Below are 17240 nucleotides of genomic sequence, written 5' to 3' on the forward strand. Positions count from 1 at the left end.
TGCCTGCTTACTTCTTGAGTTCAACAACCATCGAGTCGTCGTACAGGGCGGCGGCTTCTTTGGTCACTTCTTTTTGCACAATGCCTTGCTTGAAGGCCGCTTCAGCCAAGCGCGAGACCTGGTCTTTGTTCAGCACGCCACCGAGTTGGATGATCTTGGCCGATTCCTTGGTGACGTTCATGGGCAAACCGGTGTACTTGGAATAAGCATCGGCAAACACATCTTTGTTCTTGCTCAGGGTTTCTTCGGCCTTGAGGTAAGCCCACAGGAAACGGCGAACCAGTTCTTTCTTCTGGGTCATGGCTTCGCCAGAGGCGGCCAGCATGCCCAGCTCGGCGCCCACAGCGCGAGACTGGCTGTACTCCAGCTTTTGCGAGAAATAAGCATCACCTTCGGCCACAGCCTGCGACTCAAAGGGCTCCCACAGCACCATGGCATCGATGTCGCCACGCTTCATCGCTTGCACAAAGGCGGTACCGCCACCTTGCACGTTCACGGGCGTGAACGAGTTGTAGGGGATGTTCTTTTCGATCAAGGTCATGGCCCACTGGAACCAGACAGCCGAGCCAGGAGCAATGGCAATTTTCTTGCCCTTGATGTCTGCCCAGTCATCGATTTTGGCGCCTTTGCGCACCACCAAGTATTTGGGAGAGCTGCCCACACCGGTCAGGCCGATCAGGTTTTTGCTGCCTTGTGCGGCCACGATGGCCAAGTCACCCGCGCCCACGGCCGACACATCGACCGAGTTGGACAGCAAGGCGGTGCGGGCATCGGCGTAGCGCACGAACTCGGCACGCTTGACCTCGATGTTCATCTTCTTGAGTTCTTCTTCGACCAAGAGCATGGGGGAGAGGTGGCCCACTTTGACGTAGCCAACGGTCAGCGTGGCTTTGTCTTTGAGGGGGGCGGGCGCTGGGCCCAGTGCCAAGGCCATGCCTGTCGAGACCGACAGTGCAAAGCCGATGAGGGAAGTCAAAAGTTTCATCTGAATACTCCTGGGTTGGTGAATGGATCGGGGGATTAATGGCCGGTGAACTGAGGGGACCGCTTTTGTGCGAAAGCCAGCCGGCCTTCCGCATAATCTGTGCTTTTGAAACAGGCGTCGATGGCGGTTTTCACTGACGTCATGTCTTTTTCATCTTCTGCCAGGGCCACCAGGGTTTGCTTGGCGGCCTGAATGGTCAAAGGGGCGTTGTCCGCAATCTCCTGCGCCAAGTTGGTGCAGTGTGCAAACACATCGTCTACCACCGCAAGGACCATGCCCATGGCCTGCGCGCTGCGTGCGTCATAGACACGGGCGGTGTAGAAAGCCTCGGCGGTGGCCTGTGGCCCCAAGTTGCTCAAAATGCTTTTCATGTTTTCGCTGTCGTAGCCCAGCCCCATGCGGGCAGCAGGCATGCGAAAACGAGAATGGGGTGCGGCATAACGCATATCACAACTCAAGGCCAGGCCCAGCCCGCCGCCGTAGCAAATCCCACTGATGGCCGCGATCACTGGCACGCGGCAGCGAAAAATCGCTTGTTGCGTGCGCTTGACCATGTCGTTGTAATGCGCCACCGAAGCCTCGGAGTTGCGTTGGGTCTCAAACTCGCTGATGTTGGCCCCTGAGACAAAGGACTTCTCCCCTGCGCCGCGCAGCACACACACGCGTACCTCGTGGCTGCGGTCAATCTCTTCAAACGCCGAGAGCAAGGATGTCCACATGGACAGGCTCATCGCGTTGTGCCGGGCGACGTCATCGATCGTGATGTGGGCCACATGGCCCTGCACGCTCAAGTCAATGCGACCTGATGTCATACGACGCCCCGCGCATGAAAGTCTCCGATGGCCTCGGAGGAAAAGCCCAGCTCACTCAGCACCTCGTCCGTGTGCTCGCCCCAGCCCGGCGCAGGTGCCACCACTTTGGACGGCGTGCGGCTGAGCAACACCGGTTGGGTGATGAAGTGCATGTCTTTGCCAAACTGTGTGGGCAGTGTGGTGGTCACATGCAAGTGCTTGACCTGCTCGTCTTCAAAAACCTGCGGCACGGTGTAGACGGGGCCTGCAGGCACGCCCGCCTGGTTGAGCAGCGACACCCATTGGTGCACGGTCTTCTTGGGGAACTCTTGCGCAATCAAGTGGTTCAGCCGTTCTCTGTTCTTGACGCGAAGCGGCTCTGTCACAAACTCCGGGTCTTGGTACCAATCGGGTTTTTGCAGCACTTCACAAAAGCGTTTCCAGTTGCCTTCGCCCGAAGCGCCCAGGTTGAAACAACCATCGCTGGCCTCGAACAAGCCCATGGGCGAGCTGGTGGGGTGGTTGTTGCCCACCTGCACCGGCACATCGTTGTCGTTCAGGTAGCGGGCCATCTGGAAATCCATCATGGCAATTTGCGAATGCAGCAAAGAGCTTTGCACCCACTGGCCTTGGCCTGAAGTCTCTCGTTCGATCAAGGCCACCAAAATGCCAATGGCGCAGTACAGCCCCGCGCTCAGGTCGGCAACAGCCAAGCCCGCCCGAATGGGGCCGTGCTCGGGCTCGCCCGTCACGCTCATCAACCCACCCATGCCCTGAATGATCTGGTCAAACCCTGGCCGCCAGGCATAGGGGCCATCCTGCCCAAAGCCCGAAATGCTGGCCAAAATGATGCGAGGGTTGATGGCCTTGAGCGACTCGTAATCCAGGCCCAGACGGTCCTTCACATCGGGACGCCAGTTCTCCACCACCACATCCGCTTCGGCAATCATCCGCTTGAGGATGTCCATTGCCCCTTCTTTCTTGAGGTTCAGTGTCATCGAGCGTTTGTTGCGGTTGATGTTCTGAAAATCTCCCCCCTTGCGGTTGGCGGCAAACATGGCTTCGTTCGGATCAACCCCTTCAGGTGGCTCGACGCGCACCACGTCCGCACCAAAATCGGTCAGGATCCGCACGCAGTTGGGTCCAGCGCGAACGCGGGACAGGTCGATGACCTTGAAACGTGAAAGCGCAGTGGAAGCTTGGATTTTGGCCATAAATTGTGTGTTGGAAGACTTTAAAAACAAAGTCATCTTCCATAAATATATTTATAGTTGATATCCGCATGCATAGCAATATGACAAAATATCAGTGTTTGCCCTTAGAAGTACCCCATGAAAGTCAGCGATCAAATCCGTTTGCACTTGGAAGAAGCCATCTCCAAGGGTGATTTGTTGCCCGGGGATGCCATCGACGAAAGTGCTTTGGCCGAACAATTTGGTGTGTCAAAAACACCGATTCGCGAAGCACTCATCCAGTTGCAGGCCCAGGGCTGGGTCAGCAACATGCCCCGGGGTGGTAGCACCGTGGCCAAGATGAACTTGCAGCAACTGCTCAGCCTGTGGGAGTTGCTGGCCGAGCTGGAGGCTGTGGCGGTGCGCTTGGCTTGCGAGCGCATGGCCGAAGAAGACATGCAAAAGCTCTTTGTCTTGCACGAAGAAAGCCGCTTGGTGGCCGCAGCAGAGGACTTGCAGGGCTGGCAAAAGCTCAACCTGGCGTTCCATGAGCTCATTTATCAGGGCACACGCAACCCGTTTTTGCGGCAAGAAGTCTTGCGTATTCGTTTCCGAACAGGCGTTTACCGCCGACACGCCTTTGGTGCCTTGGGGCGTTTGCAGGCTTCGTTTGAGCAGCATGAACTGATTGTTCAGGCGCTGCGCACGCGCGATGCCGAAGCGGCCGTTTTTTCGATGCGCGACCACATGCGCCCTGGGCGAGATGCCAAAAGCCTGAACGACTTCATCCTCAATTTGCCCACGGACTTGCTGGCTTCGCAGTGAAGCTTTGCGTTTGGGGCGCCGCTTAAAATCCCCCCATGACCTTTCTTGACATGCTGAGCGCCGCCGAGCGCCAAAACGGCTCCATGCTCTGCGTGGGCCTGGACCCCGACCCCACCAAATTCCCGGACCGCTACAAAGGCGACGCCAACAAGATCTACGACTTTTGCGCCGCCATCGTAGACGCCACGGCCGACCTGGTCAGCAGCTTCAAGCCGCAAATCGCCTACTTTGCCGCCCACCGCGCTGAAGGCCAGCTTGAACGCCTGATGGAACACATGCGCCGCGTGGCGCCGCATGTGCCGATCATTCTGGACGCCAAGCGCGGCGACATCGGCAGCACAGCCGAGCAATACGCCAAAGAAGCCTTTGAGCGCTATGGTGCCGATGCCGTGACCTTGTCGCCCTTCATGGGCTGGGACTCTGTCGCGCCGTATTTGAAGTACCACGGCAAAGGCGCGTTTTTGCTGTGCCGCACTTCCAACCCCGGCGGTGACGATCTGCAAAACCAACGTTTGGCTTCAGTCGAAGGTCAGCCTTTGCTGTACGAGCACGTCGCCAAATTGGCCCAAGGCCCTTGGAACTTGAGCGGTCAACTCGGTTTGGTGGTGGGTGCCACGTACCCGGCCGAAATCGAGCGCGTGCGCGAACTCGCCCCCACCGTGCCCTTGCTGATCCCCGGCGTTGGCGCACAAGGCGGCGATGCGGTGGCCACTGTCAAGGCAGGCTGGCGGGCGAATGCCGATGGCAGCAGTGCAGGCGCTATCATTGTCAATTCATCGCGTGCGGTGCTCTATGCATCCAGCGGGGAAGATTTCGCAGCAGCGGCCCGTCAAGTGGCCAAGCAGACGCGCGACACCCTCGAAGCGGCCAAGGCCTGAAGGCCTTGATGACCGCCGCGGTCAAGCCAGCACCAGACGGCGCGCACTGGATGGCCTTGCTGTCCCTGCTTCTCGCTGTCTTTCTTGGCTCTCTCGATCAGTCGGTGGCCAACACGGCCTTGCCTGCCATCGGCGCGGCCATGCAGCGCACCCCTGCCGAATCGGTCTGGGTGGTCCATGCTTACCAGTTGGCCGTGGTGGCTGTGTTGTTGCCACTGGCCGCGTTGGGAGACCGCTGGGGCGCACGCAAGGTGTTTTTGCTGGGCATGTTGCTGTTCAATCTGGCGGCGCTGGGCAGCGCCTGCGCTACGAGCTTGGAGTGGTTGGCCTTTTTTCGCGCCATTCAGGGGGTGGGGGCGGCTGGGGTCATGAGCGTCAACTTGGCCCTGATTCAGCGCATCTTCTCGCCTGAAAAGTTGGGGCGCGGCGCGGGTCTCAACGCCCTGATTGTGGGTTTGGGCTACAGCTTGGGGCCGACAGTGGCCTCCGTCTTGCTGGCCTTTTTGCCATGGCCCTGGTTGTTTGGTTTGCAGGCCCCCTTGGGTTTGATGGGGCTGTTGCTCGCGCGGCGTTACCTGCCCCGCACGGAAGCTGCCAAGACCGACGCGCCCTATGACCGTGTTCTGGCGCTGATGTCGGCCGTTTGTTTTGCGTCGCTGGTGTTCACGCTCAGTGCCATCGCACAGCAACAAGGTGTTGTGGTGGTGGTCGGCTCACTCGTGCTCATGTTGGGCAGCGGCTACTGCTTGTTACGACGCCAGCGAGGGCATGCGGCGCCTGTGTTGCCGATGGATTTGATGCGCAGGCCTTTGTTCAGCTTGTCCGTGTTCACCTCGTTCAGCTCTTTCACGACCCAGGGCTTGGCCTTTGTGGCTTTGCCTTTCTTTTTCCAACAGCAGCTGGGACGGCCCCCGCTGGAAACCGGGGTGCTCATGTCGGTGTGGGCACTGGTGGTGGCCTTGATGGCGCCCGTTGCGGGCACGCTGTCTGACCGATACCCGCCCGCGATTTTGGGCGGTGTGGGCTTGGGCATTCTGAGTTTGGGCATGGCGGGGCTGGGCGTGATGGGCGCTGAGGTTTCGTTCGGCCTGATGGCGCTGTGCATGGCACTGTGCGGTTTGGGTTTTGGTTTGTTCCAATCACCGAATTTGCGCGCCATCATGAGCAGTGCACCAGCTCACCGCAGCAGTGGCGCCAGCGGCATGGTGGCTTTGGCGCGGTTGATCGGACAGGCCAGCGGGGCCGCTTTGGTGGCCCTGTGTTTCAACTTGTTTGGGTCGATGGGCGCGGGCCAGGCCATCATGTTGGGCGCCGTGACGGCAGCATTAGGAGCGGCGCTGAGCTTGGCCCGACTGCGCGCTCGATAAGACGCTGGCCGGGGTGCTTACGCCTTTGCCGCCTGCTGCGCTTTGTAAACCAGCTTGCGCGCCATGCTCCAGCGGTGCACTTCGCTCGGGCCGTCGTAAATGCGGAAGGCGCGCATGTCCATGAAGATGCGCATCACAGGGGTGTCGGCTGTGACACCCTGGCCACCCAGAATTTGTACGCAACGGTCCACCACGCGCCACTCGGCCTCGGAGCAAGCCACTTTGGCGCGGCTGGATTCAAAGCCGCCTTTTTGGCCTTGGTCGAGCAGCCAAGCGGTGTGCCAGATGTGCAGGCGGGCGGTGTGCAGGTCGATGTCGTTGTCGGCCAACATAAAGCCCACGCCTTCGTGCTCGGCCAGTGGCTTGCCAAATGCGTGGCGTCGGCTGGCGTAATCGAGTGCGATGTCGTGCGCACGGCGGGCCTGCCCCAGCCAGCGCATGCAGTGGGTCAAGCGCGCAGGGGCGAGCCGAATCTGTGCGTAGCGAAAGCCCTGGCCTATTTCGCCCAGCACATCGCTGGCGGGCACGCGCACGTTGTCAAAGCGCAGTACCCCGTGGCCGCCGGTGAAGCAGTTGTCCATCGCGTCCATGCTGCGCTCGAGCGTGATGCCCGCTTTTTCCATGTCGGTCAGAAACATGGTGGCCGTGCCGTCTTCCATGCGCGCCATGACGATGACGTAATCCGCACCGTCGGCCCCGGTGATGAACCATTTGCGGCCGTTGATCACATAGTCATCGCCCTCTTGCACGGCGGTGGTTTTGAGCATGGACGGGTCAGCGCCCGCGCCAGGGTCGGGCTCGGTCATGGCAAAACACGAGCGCGTGAGGCCTGCTACTTGGGGGCGCAGCCAGCGTTCTTTTTGCGCGGGGGTGGCCACCTCTTCCATGAGGTGGATGTTGCCTTCGTCCGGGGCGTGGATGTTCAGTGCCGTGGGTCCCAGGTTGGAATAACCGGCTTCTTCAAACACCACCGCTTTGGCAATATGGCTCAGGCCCAGGCCGCCCATTTCCTTGGATGCGTGGGGCGTGAGCAAGCCTGCGGCGCGTGCACGGGCCACCAGTTCTTCGCGCAGTTCTTTGGAAGGGCCGTGCAGGCCGTGACGCGGGTCACCTTCCAGCGGGATCACTTGTTCGGCGATGAACCGACGCGTGCGGTCACGCAGGGCTGCAATGTCCGGAGGGATGTCGAAGTTCATGGTCGCGTTTTCTCAAATCGTTGAACAGGGTGTCTGGTGAGGATTGGAAAGGCTGCAGCGCCCTTGTTCTGTCCGGCTCGTGACTGGGTGTCGCCCGGGTGTCTATTTGTGCCCCGCAGTGGCTGTCATCTGCGTGGCATGCCCCCGTGCTGACGGGTGCTAGTCTGCAAAAACGGGCAGAAGAATTGAAGATGCCCCTGCCAAAAAAAGGAGAAACCATGAAGCTCTACACCGCCCACCGCGCCCCCAGCCCCCGCCGGGTGCTGATGTTCCTGGTCGAGAAAAACATCACCGGCATCGAGATGGTGAACATGGACCTGAACGGTGGCGAGCACCGCACGCCCGAATACCTGGCCAAAAGCCCGCTGGCCAAAGTGCCCGCGTTGGAGCTGGATGACGGCCGCGTGATCACCGAGACGCGGGCGATTTGTACTTTGCTCGAAGGCCGCTTTCCTGAGCCCAACCTGATGGGTGTGGACGGCGACGAGCGTGGCTTCATCGAGATGGCCGACCGGCAGGTGGAGCTGTACTTGCTGGGCGGCATTGCCAATGCGATTCGGCACAGTCACCCGGGGCTTGCCGCTTTAGAGAAACCTCAGTTTCCGGAGTTTGGTCGCTCTCAGGCCGAGAAGGTGCGGGAGGTGGCGCGGGGCTTTGACCAGCGCCTGCAAAGCCAGCCCTTTATCGCCGGCGCGCGTTTCACGATCGCCGACATCACCGCGTTTTGCGCGTTGGAGTTTGCGCGGGGCCTGATGAAGTTTGTGCCGGGCGACGAGGGCATGAGCGCCTTACAAGCCTGGCGCGACCGCATGAACGAGCGGCCCAGCGCCAGGGTTTGATGGGTTAAGCTTGATCAGCTGAACACGCCGCCGTAGTCCTTGCGCAGTTCGTTTTTTTGCACCTTGCCCGTGCCGCCCACGGGCAGCGATTCAAGGAACACCACGTCGTCAGGCACCCACCACTTGGCGACCTTGGTGGTGAGGAAGTCGAGGATCTCTTGCTTCTCCAGCGATTGCCCCGGCTTGCGCACGATGAACAGCAGCGGGCGCTCGTCCCACTTGGGGTGTTTGACACCAATGACGGCGGCCATGGCCACAGCGGGGTGACCCACAGCGGCGTTTTCCAAGTCGATCGAGCTGATCCACTCGCCACCGGTTTTGATCACGTCCTTGGTGCGGTCGCGGATCTGCATGGTTCCGCTTGCGTCGATGGTGGCGATGTCACCGGTGGGGAACCAGCCATCCACCAGCGCGGTTTTCTCGGCCTTGAAATAGCGCTCCACGATCCACTGGCCGCGCACCATCAACTCGCCTTGTGAGGTGCCGTCGCGGGGCAAGGTGACGCCGTTTTCATCGACGATTTTGATCTCGATGCCCGAGACGGTCTTGCCTTGCTTGGCCACGATGGCGTGTTGCTCGGCAGCGGGCTTGAGGCGGTCGGCGCGGCTCAAGTTGCTCATGGTGGCGACAGCGGTGGTCTCGGTCATGCCCCAGCCGTGGCGCACTTCGACGCCGTAGTTGTCCATGAACTTGGCGATCAGCGCCATGGGCATGGCCGAGCCGCCCACGCAGGTGCGCTTCATGTGGGCAAAGCGCAAGTTGTTTTGTTCGACGTGCTGGATCAGGCCCATCCAGATGGTGGGAACGCCCGCGCTGATGGTGACCTGCTCGGCGTCCATCAGCTCATACAAACTGGCGCCGTCGAGCTTGGGACCAGGCAAGACCAACTTGGTGCCCGCCACCAGCGCGGCATAGGGGATGCACCAAGCGTTGATGTGGAACATGGGCACCACAGGCAGAACAGTCTCTTGCGTGGAAAAGCCCAGCACATCGGGCAAGCAGGCGGTGGTGGCGTCCAGCACGATGGCGCGGTGCGTGTACAGCACGCCCTTGGGGTTGCCGGTGGTGCCTGAGGTGTAGCAAAGCGCCGCGCCGGTTTGGTCGTCCAGCTCGGGCCAGTTGAAGGTGTCGCTGTGGCCGGTGATCAGGCCTTCGTAGTTCTGCACGCTCACACCTTCAATGGCAGGCGTGTTGGCCGCATCGGCCAGGCAGACCCAGGCGCGGACCTTGGGGCAATGCGCGGCAATGCCTTTGACCAGCGGCGCGAAGGTGGCGTCAAACAGCACCACTTCGTCTTCGGCGTGGTTGATCACATAGATCAGCTGCTGCGGGTGCAGACGCGGGTTGCAGGTGTGCATGACCATGCCACTGCCCGAGACGGCGTAATAAGCCTCCAGGTGGCGGTGGTTGTTCCAAGCGATCGAGCCGACCGCGCTGCCCGCTTTGAGGCCCATTTGCGCCAGCGCGTTGGCCAGTTGGCGTGCACGTTTGGCAGTCTCGGCATAGGTGCTGCGGTGCAAGGGGCCGTGCGTCTCGCGTGAGACGATTTCTTGGTCACCAAACTGCGCAGCGGCGTGTTCGAGGATGCCCGAAATGAGCAGCGGGCGGTTCATCATGAGGCCGGATGTGGACATGGTTTTTGTCTCTAATGGTTTTGAATTTTTTACACCAAGGCCGCGTACACCAGGTCGCGGAACAAGGGGCGATAGTAGTCCCTTTGGTTGGGTGCTTGAATCATCAACATGGCATACATGTCGAGCGCTGGGTCCACAAAAAACGTGGTGCCCGCGATGCCGCCCCAGTAATACAAGCCCACCGAGCCGGGCACAGGCGACAGGCCCAAATGGGTGCGCACCGCAAAGCCCAGACCAAAGCCGTGGCCCGGTGGCAGCAAGGTGCCGTCTGCCGGTATGCCGCCCAGATGGTCTGCAGTCATGTAGTCCACCGTATGGGGGCCGAGCAGGCGCACGCCGTTCAACTCGCCACGGTTGCGCAGGCACTGCAAAAAGCGGGTGTAGTCCATGGCGGTGGACATGAGGCCACCGCCGCCGCCCTCCATGGCGGGCACTTGGCGCGGCTCCAGCACCTTCATCGGCACGCCGCCATCGGGGTCGTGCGCAAAGGGCTCGGCAATGCGGTGCTGCTGCTCGGGCGGCACGGCAAAGCCGGTGTCCACCATGCCCAGCGGGCCAAAGATTTCGGCTTGCAAAAATGCGCCCAAACCTTGCCCGCTCACCACCTCGACCAGCCGCCCGAGTACATCGGTGGCGCGGCTGTAGGCCCACACGGTGCCGGGCTGGAACTGCAGCGGCTGGTTGGCCAGCGTTTGCGAAAACTCGGCATTGGTCCGCTCGCGGGAGGCGATCTTCATCGCGCCGTACAAGCGCTGCACGACCGAGTCGCCCAAAAATTCATAGGTCAGCCCCGCCGTGTGGCGCAGCAGGTCTTGCACCGTGGCGTCTTGTCGCACGGGCTCCAAGCCGCTTGCCGTGGCCACCTGTTGGTTCGCGTACTCGGGCAACCAGTGGCTGACCGGGTCGCTCAAGAGCAACTGACCGCGCTCGACCAGCATCATCACCGCCACCGAAACGACCGGCTTGGTCATCGAATAGATGCGGAAGATGCTGTTGGTCTGCATCGGCGTGCCCGTGCCGGGGTCTTGTTGGCCCACGGCTTCGAACAAGCCGATCTGCCCGCGCCGGGCGATCATGGCCACCGCACCGGGTAACCTGCCACTGGCCACTTCGCGGCGCAGCACGTCCATCAGGCGCTGCGTGCGCTCGGGGCACAGGCCGACATCGGCAGGTTGGGCATGGGGCAAGTCTTTGTGTGCAGTCATCGGTGGCTCCGGTTGAAGGGTGTTTTGTACACCAGCCTTGGGGCATGGGGTATCACCTGCGGCGCAGTGATCGCTTTGGCTTGTCGCCCATGCGTCAAAGGCCACAACTCTCGCGCAGTGCGAGCGTTGATAGACTGAATCCATGCGCATTTCAGAACTCTCGGCCAAGACCCAAGTGTCGGTGCACCGCTTGCGGCGGTATGAGGCCGATGGCCTCATTGAAAGCCAGCGGTTGCCTAACGGCTACCGCGAGTACGACGAAAAAACCGTGAAGCACGTCATCTTCATTGCCATGTCGCGGGAGATGGGGTTCTCGCTGCCCCTCATTGCCGATTATTTGCCGCGCTTCAAAACGGGCAAGCTGTCTGCGCAAGACATGATCGACGCCATCCTGGCGCGTGTGGCCGAGATCGACCAGCTCATGAACGAGCAAAAAGCACTTCGCCAAAAACTGATGGACCACATCGGGTGGTTCAAAACCCAAGCCAGGAGAAAACCATGAGCCCACTGGAGATGCTGAAAAAAATCAACGCCATGGCCGAATTCAACCGTTGGTGCGGGATTGAGGTGACTGTGGCCGAACCCGGCTTTGTCGAAATCCAGATGCCTTGGCGCTCAGAGGTCGGTCAGTACTCAGGTTATTTGCACGCAGGCCTGATCGGCACACTCATCGACACCGCCTGCGGTTTTGCGGCAGGCACCGTGGCGGGGCCGAATTTGTTGGCTGCCCACTTTTCGGTCAACTGCCTGCGGCCTGCCGTGGGTCAAAAGTTCATTGCCCGCGCACGGGTGGTTAAACCGGGTAAAGCACAGGTGTTCACCAGCTGTGATTTGTTTGCGGTGGATGCAGAAGGCGAAAAGCTGGTGGCGAACGGTCAGACTTTGCTGACGGTGGTGCAGACGGCTTGAGGTGTGTGGCCAAAGTGGCGGGTCAGCGTGACCTGCTCCAAAGCGCCATCCCCCGCTGTGCTTTGCTCGCATCGCTGGGCAGCAGCATCACCGGGCCTTGGGGTGTTTGGCGCAGCACATCGGCCAACGCCATCAGTGCCTCTTCCGGGCCGCTCAGCAGTTCCGATTCCAGCTCCAGGAGCGGCTCGCTCCGGTCAGTGCCGGGCACATGGATGCGGCCTTGGTCCAGCGCGACTTCGATCTGTGCGCCGGCATGGGCGATGACCCAGCGCTGGCGTTCAAAGTCGGTGCAAAACAGGGCGCGCAAGTTCGGGCGCAAAGCCATCAGGTCTTGGGCTAGCGCGGCGTCGTCCACCAGCGTGTCGAATTGCAGCGCACCTGGCGTGGTCGGGCCTTCCCACTCTTGCCTGCGCGACAAGCCGTTTTGGCTTTGGCCTGCGGTCTTGACGGTCAGCAGCCATTGCTCACCTGCCAGCCGCTCGCGCACCGCCATGCGGCGCTGTTGCAAGGCCAGTTCGGGCGTGTCGAAATAGGTGTTGAGCAGGCGTTGTGTTTCACCCGCTGGCGCCAGCAGCGGGTGGTCCAGCAGGCGCGGCAGGTCTGCTTCGTTCAGACTGAGTTTGAGTTCGGTTTCCATGGGCGAAGTGCAGCTTCATAGGGCTTGTCGTGGCTGAAGCCGCCGACATACAAGCGGTTTGTTTTGCCTACCTTCAGGCAAAGCGCTCGCGCAAATACGCCACGATCGCGGCCGAATCCTTCAGCCAACGGGTTTGGCCATCGGCTTCGGTGATTTGCAGGCACGGCACTTGGGTTGCGCCCGTAGCTTGCAGCAAGGCGTCGCGGTTGCCGGTGTGGTGTTGCGCATCGCGCTTTTCAATGGGGAGCGACAGGCGGCGCATTTCTTGGCGCACCTTGATGCAAAACGGGCAGGTGCTGAACTGGTACAGCGCCAGGCTTTGGCACTGCTGGTCTACGCGGGCTTGCGCCGCAGCTTCCCGCACCAGCCCAGTGGGTTGGGTGAGGCGCTCTTTGAGCAGCATGACGGGGCCCAGCACGACGCGCAGGGTTCTGAAAAAAGTACGGATGACGGTTTTCATAAAGGTTTGAAGTTACAAAAAAGATTGGAAAGTTGGGCAGAGTTTTTAAAGCAAGCGCGCCAAATAATGTCCGGTGAAGCTCGCCTTGTTTTTGGCCAGTTGCTCCGGCGTGCCTTCGCCCAGCACCGTGCCGCCGCCAGCACCGCCCTCTGGGCCCATGTCGATCAGCCAATCGGCGGTTTTGATCACGTCGAGGTTGTGTTCGATGATGACGATGGTGTTGCCCGCGTCGCGCAGCTGGTGCAAGACTTTGAGCAGCAGGTCGATGTCGGCAAAGTGCAGGCCGGTGGTGGGTTCGTCCAAGATGTAAAGCGTGCGGCCCGTGTCGCGCTTGGACAACTCCAGTGCCAGCTTGACGCGCTGCGCTTCGCCGCCAGACAGGGTGGTGGCGCTTTGACCCAGTCGGATGTAGGTCAGGCCCACGTCGAGCAGGGTTTGCAACTTGCGGGCAATGTTGGGCACGGCGCTGAAGAACTGGTGCGCGGCTTCCACCGTCATGTTCAGGATCTGCGCGATGTTCTGGCCCTTGTATTGCACTTCGAGCGTTTCGCGGTTGTAACGCATGCCGTGGCACACGTCGCAGGGCACATACACATCGGGCAAAAAGTGCATCTCTACCTTCACCATGCCGTCGCCCTGACACGCCTCGCAGCGGCCACCGGTCACGTTGAAACTGAAGCGCCCGGGGCCGTAGCCGCGCTCACGGGCCGCAGGCACTTCGGCCATCAGCTCTCGGATGTGGGTGAACAGGCCGGTGTAGGTGGCGGGGTTGCTGCGGGGCGTACGGCCAATGGGCGACTGGTCGACGTTGATGACTTTGTCGAAGTGCTCCAGACCTTTGATTTTTTCGTGCGCTGCGGCTTCATCGTGGGCACGGTGAATCTGGTGTGCGGCTGCGGTGTAGAGCGTGTCGTTGACCAAAGTGGATTTGCCTGAACCGGATACCCCGGTCACGCAGGTGAGCAAGCCCACAGGGAACTTCACGTTCACGCTTTTCAGGTTGTTGCCCGACGCGCCCAAGATCTCGATGAAATCCTTGCCCGTTTTGTGGCGTTTGGGGATCTCGATCTTTTTGCGGCCCGACATGTATTGGCCGGTGACCGAATCGGGCGCGGCCAGGATGTCGGCGCAGGTGCCTTGCGCCATGACGCGCCCGCCGTGTACGCCTGCACCCGGCCCCATGTCGATCACATGGTCAGCCACGCGGATCATGTCTTCGTCGTGCTCCACCACCAGCACGCTGTTGCCGATGTCGCGCAGGTGTTGCAGCGTGCCGATCAAGCGGTCGTTGTCGCGCTGGTGCAGACCGATGCTGGGCTCGTCCAGCACGTACATCACGCCCGTCAGGCCCGAGCCGATTTGGCTGGCGAGACGGATGCGCTGCGACTCGCCGCCCGACAGCGTGTCAGCGCTGCGGTCCAGGCTCAAATAATTGAGGCCCACGTCGTTCAGAAACTTCAGGCGCAGCGCAATCTCGCGCACCACCTTGTCGGCAATTTCGGCCTTGGCCCCGTGCATTTTCAGGCCCTGAAAGTACTGCTGCGACTCGCCCAGCGTGATGTGGCTGATCTCGTAAATGGCGCGGGCTTGTGCGCCTTCGCCAATGCGCACATGGCGCGCCTCGCGCCGCAAGCGTGTGCCGTGGCAGCTGGTGCAGGCCTGCATGTTGCGGTAACGCGCCAGGTCTTCGCGCACCACGGCCGAGTCGGTCTCGCGGTAACGGCGCGTCATGTTGGGGATGATCCCTTCAAACGGGTGCTTCTTGCTGACCTTTTTGCCTTGCGATGCGCCGGACTCCATGGTGTAACTGAACTTGATTTCCTCTAGCCCCGAGCCGTGCAGCAGCACCTGCTGGTGAATCGGCGCGAGTTTTTCAAACGGCGTTTCGATGTCGAACTGGTAATGCTTGGCCAGGCTTTCGAGCATGCTGAAATAAAAGCCGTTGCGCCGGTCCCAGCCCTTGATGGCACCACTGGCCAAGCTGAGCGAGGGGAAGGCGACGACCCGCTCAGGGTCAAAAAACGCCATGCTGCCAATGCCGTCGCAAGTGGGGCACGCGCCCATGGGCGAGTTGAACGAGAACAACCTTGGTTCCAGCTCGCTGATGGAATAAGTGCACACCGGGCAGGAGAACTTGGCGTTGAACAGGTGTTCTTTGCCCGTGTCCATCTCGAGTGCTACGGCGCGGTGCTCGGCCAGCTGCAGCGCCGCTTCAAAGCTTTCGGCCAGGCGCTGGCGCAGGGCATCGCGCGCTTTGGCATCCTCCTCAGAGCGGACTTTGATGCGGTCAACCACCACGTCGATGTTGTGCTTCTCGGTTTTTTTGAGCGCGGGCAGGTCTTCTATCTCCACCGTCTGGCCATTGATGCGAAAACGCACATAGCCCAGGGCCTGCATCTGCTCAAAGACTTTTTCAAACTCGCCTTTTTTCTCACGGGCAATGGGTGCCAAGATCATCAGCTTGGTGTCTTCGGGCAGGGCCAGCACGACGTCCACCATCTGGCTCACGGTTTGCGCTTGCAGCGGCAGGTTGTGGTCGGGGCAGTACGGCGTGCCCGCGCGGGCATACAACAAGCGCAGGTAGTCGTGGATCTCGGTCACGGTGCCCACCGTGGAGCGCGGGTTGTGGCTGGTGGCTTTTTGCTCGATGGAAATCGCTGGCGACAGGCCCTCGATCAAATCCACATCGGGCTTGTCCATCAGCTGCAAAAACTGCCGCGCATAGGCCGACAGGCTTTCCACATAGCGGCGCTGGCCTTCGGCGTACAGCGTGTCAAAAGCCAGGCTCGATTTACCCGAACCCGACAGCCCGGTGATCACCACCAGCTGGTTGCGCGGAATGTCGAGGTCGATGTTTTTGAGGTTGTGGGTGCGCGCCCCGCGCACGCTGATGTGGGTTTGCCGCAGGGCTGAGGCCAGATACCGTGCGGGTTCGGGTTCGTCGGGCAGGAGAGAAGGGTCGGCAAATTTCACGTGGGGCAGCCAGATCAGCAAAACCTTTGATTATCCCCTTCGGCCTCTTGCGGGGCGCAGGGGGCCGTCAATCAGGGACAATCCGGCTTTTGCATTACCCCGTTGCAGGGCTTTTTGAGTTCTTTTGTGGCCGATTCTTCGCCTGATTCCGTTGCTCATGCATTGCACATGACCCCCATCGAGCGCCGCGCCAGCACCTCGCTGGCCAGCATTTTTGCGCTGCGCATGTTGGGTTTGTTTTTGGTTTTACCGGTCTTTGCCCTGGAGGCGCGCCGCTACCCCGGTGGTGAAGACCCGGTGTGGCTGGGTCTGGCCATGGGCATTTATGGGCTGACGCAGGGCCTTTTGCAGCTGCCGTTTGGCATGGCCTCGGACCGTTTTGGGCGCAAGCGCGTCATCGTGCTGGGCTTGGTGATTTTTGCCTTGGGCAGTTTTTGGGCCGCAGCAGCCACCGACCTCACCGGCTTGCTGATTGGGCGCAGCTTGCAGGGGGCTGGAGCCGTGTCGGCCGCCGTCACGGCTTTGCTGGCCGACTTGACACGGGACGAGGTGCGCACCAAGGCCATGGCTTTGGTGGGCGGCAGCATCGGTTTGATGTTCGCGCTGTCCTTGGTGGCGTCGCCTTTGCTCACGGCTTGGATCGGGTTGTCGGGTCTTTTTTGGCTGACCGGTCTGCTGGCGCTGTTGGGCGTGGTTGTGGTCATTTGGGGGGCTCCCCCTGCACCCGAGCCGGTGACTGGAGAGGGCCGGGGTCGACTGCGCGACGTGCTGGCCCATGCCGATCTGATGCGTTTGAATGTCGGCGTGTTTGTGCTGCATGCGGTGCAGCTGGCCATGTGGGTGTCGGTCCCTGCCTTGCTGGTGCAGGCGGGACTGCAGACGGCGCAACACTGGCAGGTGTATTTGCCGGCAGTGTTGGTGTCGTTTTTGTTCTTGGGTGTGGTGTTTGCCATGGAGCGGCGCGGGCACCTCAAAAAGGTGTTTTTGGTGTCGATCGGCCTGATCGTGCTGGTGCAAGCTGGGTTTTTGCTTCAGTCGGTGGGCACCACGCGTCTGGGGGCTTTGGCGGCTTTGTTGCTGGTCTTCTTTTGTGGCTTTAACGCGCTGGAAGCCACCCAGCCCAGTTTGGCTTCGCGCATCGCGCCTCGGGCCATGCGCGGCACGGCCATGGGGGTTTACAACACACTGCAGTCGCTGGGCTTTTTTGTCGGGGCCTTGTCGGGCGGCTGGCTGGTCAAGTCCTGGGGCAGTCCGGCACTGTTTTTGTCTTGTGGTGTGGCCATGCTGGCTTGGTTGCTGGTGGCCTGGCCCATGCAAACCCCGGGCCGAAGCGCACCGGTCCCGCACGCGGCCTGAGGGTGGGGCAAGT

General features: G+C 61.0%; 16 protein-coding genes. 7 read left to right on the forward strand and 9 right to left on the reverse strand.

Annotation, left to right across the window (positions count from 1 at the left end; all coding sequences use genetic code 11):
* Positions 1-7 precede the first annotated feature (7 nt).
* The 3 genes from ACZ5SR_RS00255 to ACZ5SR_RS00265 are packed head-to-tail and all read right to left on the reverse strand — an operon-like array spanning position 8 to position 2990.
* On the reverse strand, positions 8-985 hold the full coding sequence (locus ACZ5SR_RS00255) for an ABC transporter substrate-binding protein (protein ID WP_464449615.1): 978 nt from the start codon (positions 983-985) through the stop codon (positions 8-10).
* Between the two features lie 35 nt (positions 986-1020).
* Complete coding sequence (locus tag ACZ5SR_RS00260; RefSeq protein WP_464449616.1) at positions 1021-1797, reverse strand: enoyl-CoA hydratase; 777 nt, start codon at positions 1795-1797, stop codon at positions 1021-1023.
* Positions 1794-2990 (reverse strand): CaiB/BaiF CoA transferase family protein, encoded by a 1197-nt coding sequence (locus tag ACZ5SR_RS00265; RefSeq protein ID WP_464449617.1) that lies wholly within the window; start codon positions 2988-2990, stop codon positions 1794-1796. The genes ACZ5SR_RS00260 and ACZ5SR_RS00265 overlap by 4 nt, the downstream gene beginning before the upstream one ends.
* A gap of 117 nt (positions 2991-3107) precedes the next feature.
* Between ACZ5SR_RS00265 and ACZ5SR_RS00270 the strand changes: the two genes are divergently transcribed.
* Genes ACZ5SR_RS00270 through ACZ5SR_RS00280 form a run of 3 tightly spaced genes read left to right on the forward strand, consistent with a single transcriptional unit; the run spans position 3108 to position 6018 of the window.
* Positions 3108-3773: a GntR family transcriptional regulator gene (locus tag ACZ5SR_RS00270; RefSeq protein ID WP_464449618.1), complete on the forward strand. Its 666-nt coding sequence runs from the start codon at positions 3108-3110 to the stop codon at positions 3771-3773.
* A 35-nt stretch (positions 3774-3808) separates the two neighbouring features.
* Positions 3809-4651, forward strand: a complete 843-nt coding sequence (gene pyrF, locus ACZ5SR_RS00275) for an orotidine-5'-phosphate decarboxylase (protein ID WP_464449619.1) — start codon at positions 3809-3811, stop codon at positions 4649-4651.
* A gap of 8 nt (positions 4652-4659) precedes the next feature.
* Positions 4660-6018, forward strand: a complete 1359-nt coding sequence (locus ACZ5SR_RS00280) for an MFS transporter (RefSeq protein WP_464449620.1) — start codon at positions 4660-4662, stop codon at positions 6016-6018.
* A gap of 17 nt (positions 6019-6035) precedes the next feature.
* Here ACZ5SR_RS00280 and ACZ5SR_RS00285 read toward each other — a convergent pair whose 3' ends face one another.
* A complete protein-coding gene (locus tag ACZ5SR_RS00285) occupies positions 6036-7214 on the reverse strand; it encodes an acyl-CoA dehydrogenase family protein (protein WP_464449621.1) in 1179 nt (392 codons plus the stop codon).
* 218 nt (positions 7215-7432) lie between these two features.
* On the opposite strand from ACZ5SR_RS00285, the gene ACZ5SR_RS00290 reads away from it, so the two are divergent.
* A complete protein-coding gene (locus tag ACZ5SR_RS00290; RefSeq protein ID WP_464449622.1) occupies positions 7433-8053 on the forward strand; it encodes a glutathione S-transferase family protein in 621 nt (206 codons plus the stop codon).
* 14 nt (positions 8054-8067) lie between these two features.
* Here the strand turns inward: ACZ5SR_RS00290 and ACZ5SR_RS00295 are convergent, their stop codons facing one another.
* Positions 8068-9687, reverse strand: a complete 1620-nt coding sequence (locus tag ACZ5SR_RS00295) for a long-chain-fatty-acid--CoA ligase (protein WP_464449623.1) — start codon at positions 9685-9687, stop codon at positions 8068-8070.
* A gap of 29 nt (positions 9688-9716) precedes the next feature.
* The gene (locus ACZ5SR_RS00300) at positions 9717-10892 is read right to left on the reverse strand and encodes a serine hydrolase domain-containing protein (RefSeq protein ID WP_464449624.1); all 1176 of its coding nucleotides are present in this window, start codon (positions 10890-10892) and stop codon (positions 9717-9719) included.
* Positions 10893-11034: 142 nt separating this feature from the next.
* Here ACZ5SR_RS00300 and ACZ5SR_RS00305 point away from each other — a divergent pair, with 142 nt between their 5' ends.
* Complete coding sequence (locus tag ACZ5SR_RS00305; protein WP_464449625.1) at positions 11035-11394, forward strand: MerR family transcriptional regulator; 360 nt, start codon at positions 11035-11037, stop codon at positions 11392-11394.
* Positions 11391-11801, forward strand: coding sequence for a PaaI family thioesterase (locus tag ACZ5SR_RS00310; protein WP_464449626.1), 411 nt, complete (start codon positions 11391-11393; stop codon positions 11799-11801). Before ACZ5SR_RS00305 ends, ACZ5SR_RS00310 begins: the two co-directional genes overlap by 4 nt.
* Before the next feature lie 22 nt (positions 11802-11823).
* Here the strand turns inward: ACZ5SR_RS00310 and ACZ5SR_RS00315 are convergent, their stop codons facing one another.
* The 3 genes from ACZ5SR_RS00315 to uvrA all read right to left on the reverse strand — a co-directional run bounded on the left by ACZ5SR_RS00315 (position 11824) and on the right by uvrA (position 15871).
* A complete protein-coding gene (locus tag ACZ5SR_RS00315; RefSeq protein WP_464449627.1) occupies positions 11824-12438 on the reverse strand; it encodes a CYTH domain-containing protein in 615 nt (204 codons plus the stop codon).
* Positions 12439-12511: 73 nt separating this feature from the next.
* Positions 12512-12898, reverse strand: coding sequence for a glutaredoxin family protein (locus ACZ5SR_RS00320; RefSeq protein WP_464449628.1), 387 nt, complete (start codon positions 12896-12898; stop codon positions 12512-12514).
* Positions 12899-12943: 45 nt separating this feature from the next.
* Positions 12944-15871, reverse strand: coding sequence for an excinuclease ABC subunit UvrA (gene uvrA, locus ACZ5SR_RS00325; protein WP_464449629.1), 2928 nt, complete (start codon positions 15869-15871; stop codon positions 12944-12946).
* Positions 15872-16039: 168 nt separating this feature from the next.
* On the opposite strand from uvrA, the gene ACZ5SR_RS00330 reads away from it, so the two are divergent.
* Positions 16040-17227, forward strand: a complete 1188-nt coding sequence (locus ACZ5SR_RS00330; protein WP_464449630.1) for an MFS transporter — start codon at positions 16040-16042, stop codon at positions 17225-17227.
* The last annotated feature ends 13 nt before the right edge of the window (positions 17228-17240 follow it).

This window comes from Limnohabitans sp. TEGF002 (assembly GCF_055395845.1).

Excerpts from the sequence above, each read along its gene's own strand:
- ACZ5SR_RS00255 (WP_464449615.1), bottom strand. The coding sequence starts at position 985 with ATGAAACTTTTGACTTCCCTCATCGGCTTTGCACTGTCGGTCTCGACA.
- ACZ5SR_RS00260 (WP_464449616.1), bottom strand. The coding sequence starts at position 1,797 with ATGACATCAGGTCGCATTGACTTGAGCGTGCAGGGCCATGTGGCCCAC.
- ACZ5SR_RS00265 (WP_464449617.1), bottom strand. The coding sequence starts at position 2,990 with ATGGCCAAAATCCAAGCTTCCACTGCGCTTTCACGTTTCAAGGTCATC.
- ACZ5SR_RS00270 (WP_464449618.1), top strand. The coding sequence starts at position 3,108 with ATGAAAGTCAGCGATCAAATCCGTTTGCACTTGGAAGAAGCCATCTCC.
- pyrF (WP_464449619.1), top strand. The coding sequence starts at position 3,809 with ATGACCTTTCTTGACATGCTGAGCGCCGCCGAGCGCCAAAACGGCTCC.
- ACZ5SR_RS00280 (WP_464449620.1), top strand. The coding sequence starts at position 4,660 with ATGACCGCCGCGGTCAAGCCAGCACCAGACGGCGCGCACTGGATGGCC.
- ACZ5SR_RS00285 (WP_464449621.1), bottom strand. The coding sequence starts at position 7,214 with ATGAACTTCGACATCCCTCCGGACATTGCAGCCCTGCGTGACCGCACG.
- ACZ5SR_RS00290 (WP_464449622.1), top strand. The coding sequence starts at position 7,433 with ATGAAGCTCTACACCGCCCACCGCGCCCCCAGCCCCCGCCGGGTGCTG.
- ACZ5SR_RS00295 (WP_464449623.1), bottom strand. The coding sequence starts at position 9,687 with ATGTCCACATCCGGCCTCATGATGAACCGCCCGCTGCTCATTTCGGGC.
- ACZ5SR_RS00300 (WP_464449624.1), bottom strand. The coding sequence starts at position 10,892 with ATGACTGCACACAAAGACTTGCCCCATGCCCAACCTGCCGATGTCGGC.
- ACZ5SR_RS00305 (WP_464449625.1), top strand. The coding sequence starts at position 11,035 with ATGCGCATTTCAGAACTCTCGGCCAAGACCCAAGTGTCGGTGCACCGC.
- ACZ5SR_RS00310 (WP_464449626.1), top strand. The coding sequence starts at position 11,391 with ATGAGCCCACTGGAGATGCTGAAAAAAATCAACGCCATGGCCGAATTC.
- ACZ5SR_RS00315 (WP_464449627.1), bottom strand. The coding sequence starts at position 12,438 with ATGGAAACCGAACTCAAACTCAGTCTGAACGAAGCAGACCTGCCGCGC.
- ACZ5SR_RS00320 (WP_464449628.1), bottom strand. The coding sequence starts at position 12,898 with ATGAAAACCGTCATCCGTACTTTTTTCAGAACCCTGCGCGTCGTGCTG.
- ACZ5SR_RS00330 (WP_464449630.1), top strand. The coding sequence starts at position 16,040 with ATGACCCCCATCGAGCGCCGCGCCAGCACCTCGCTGGCCAGCATTTTT.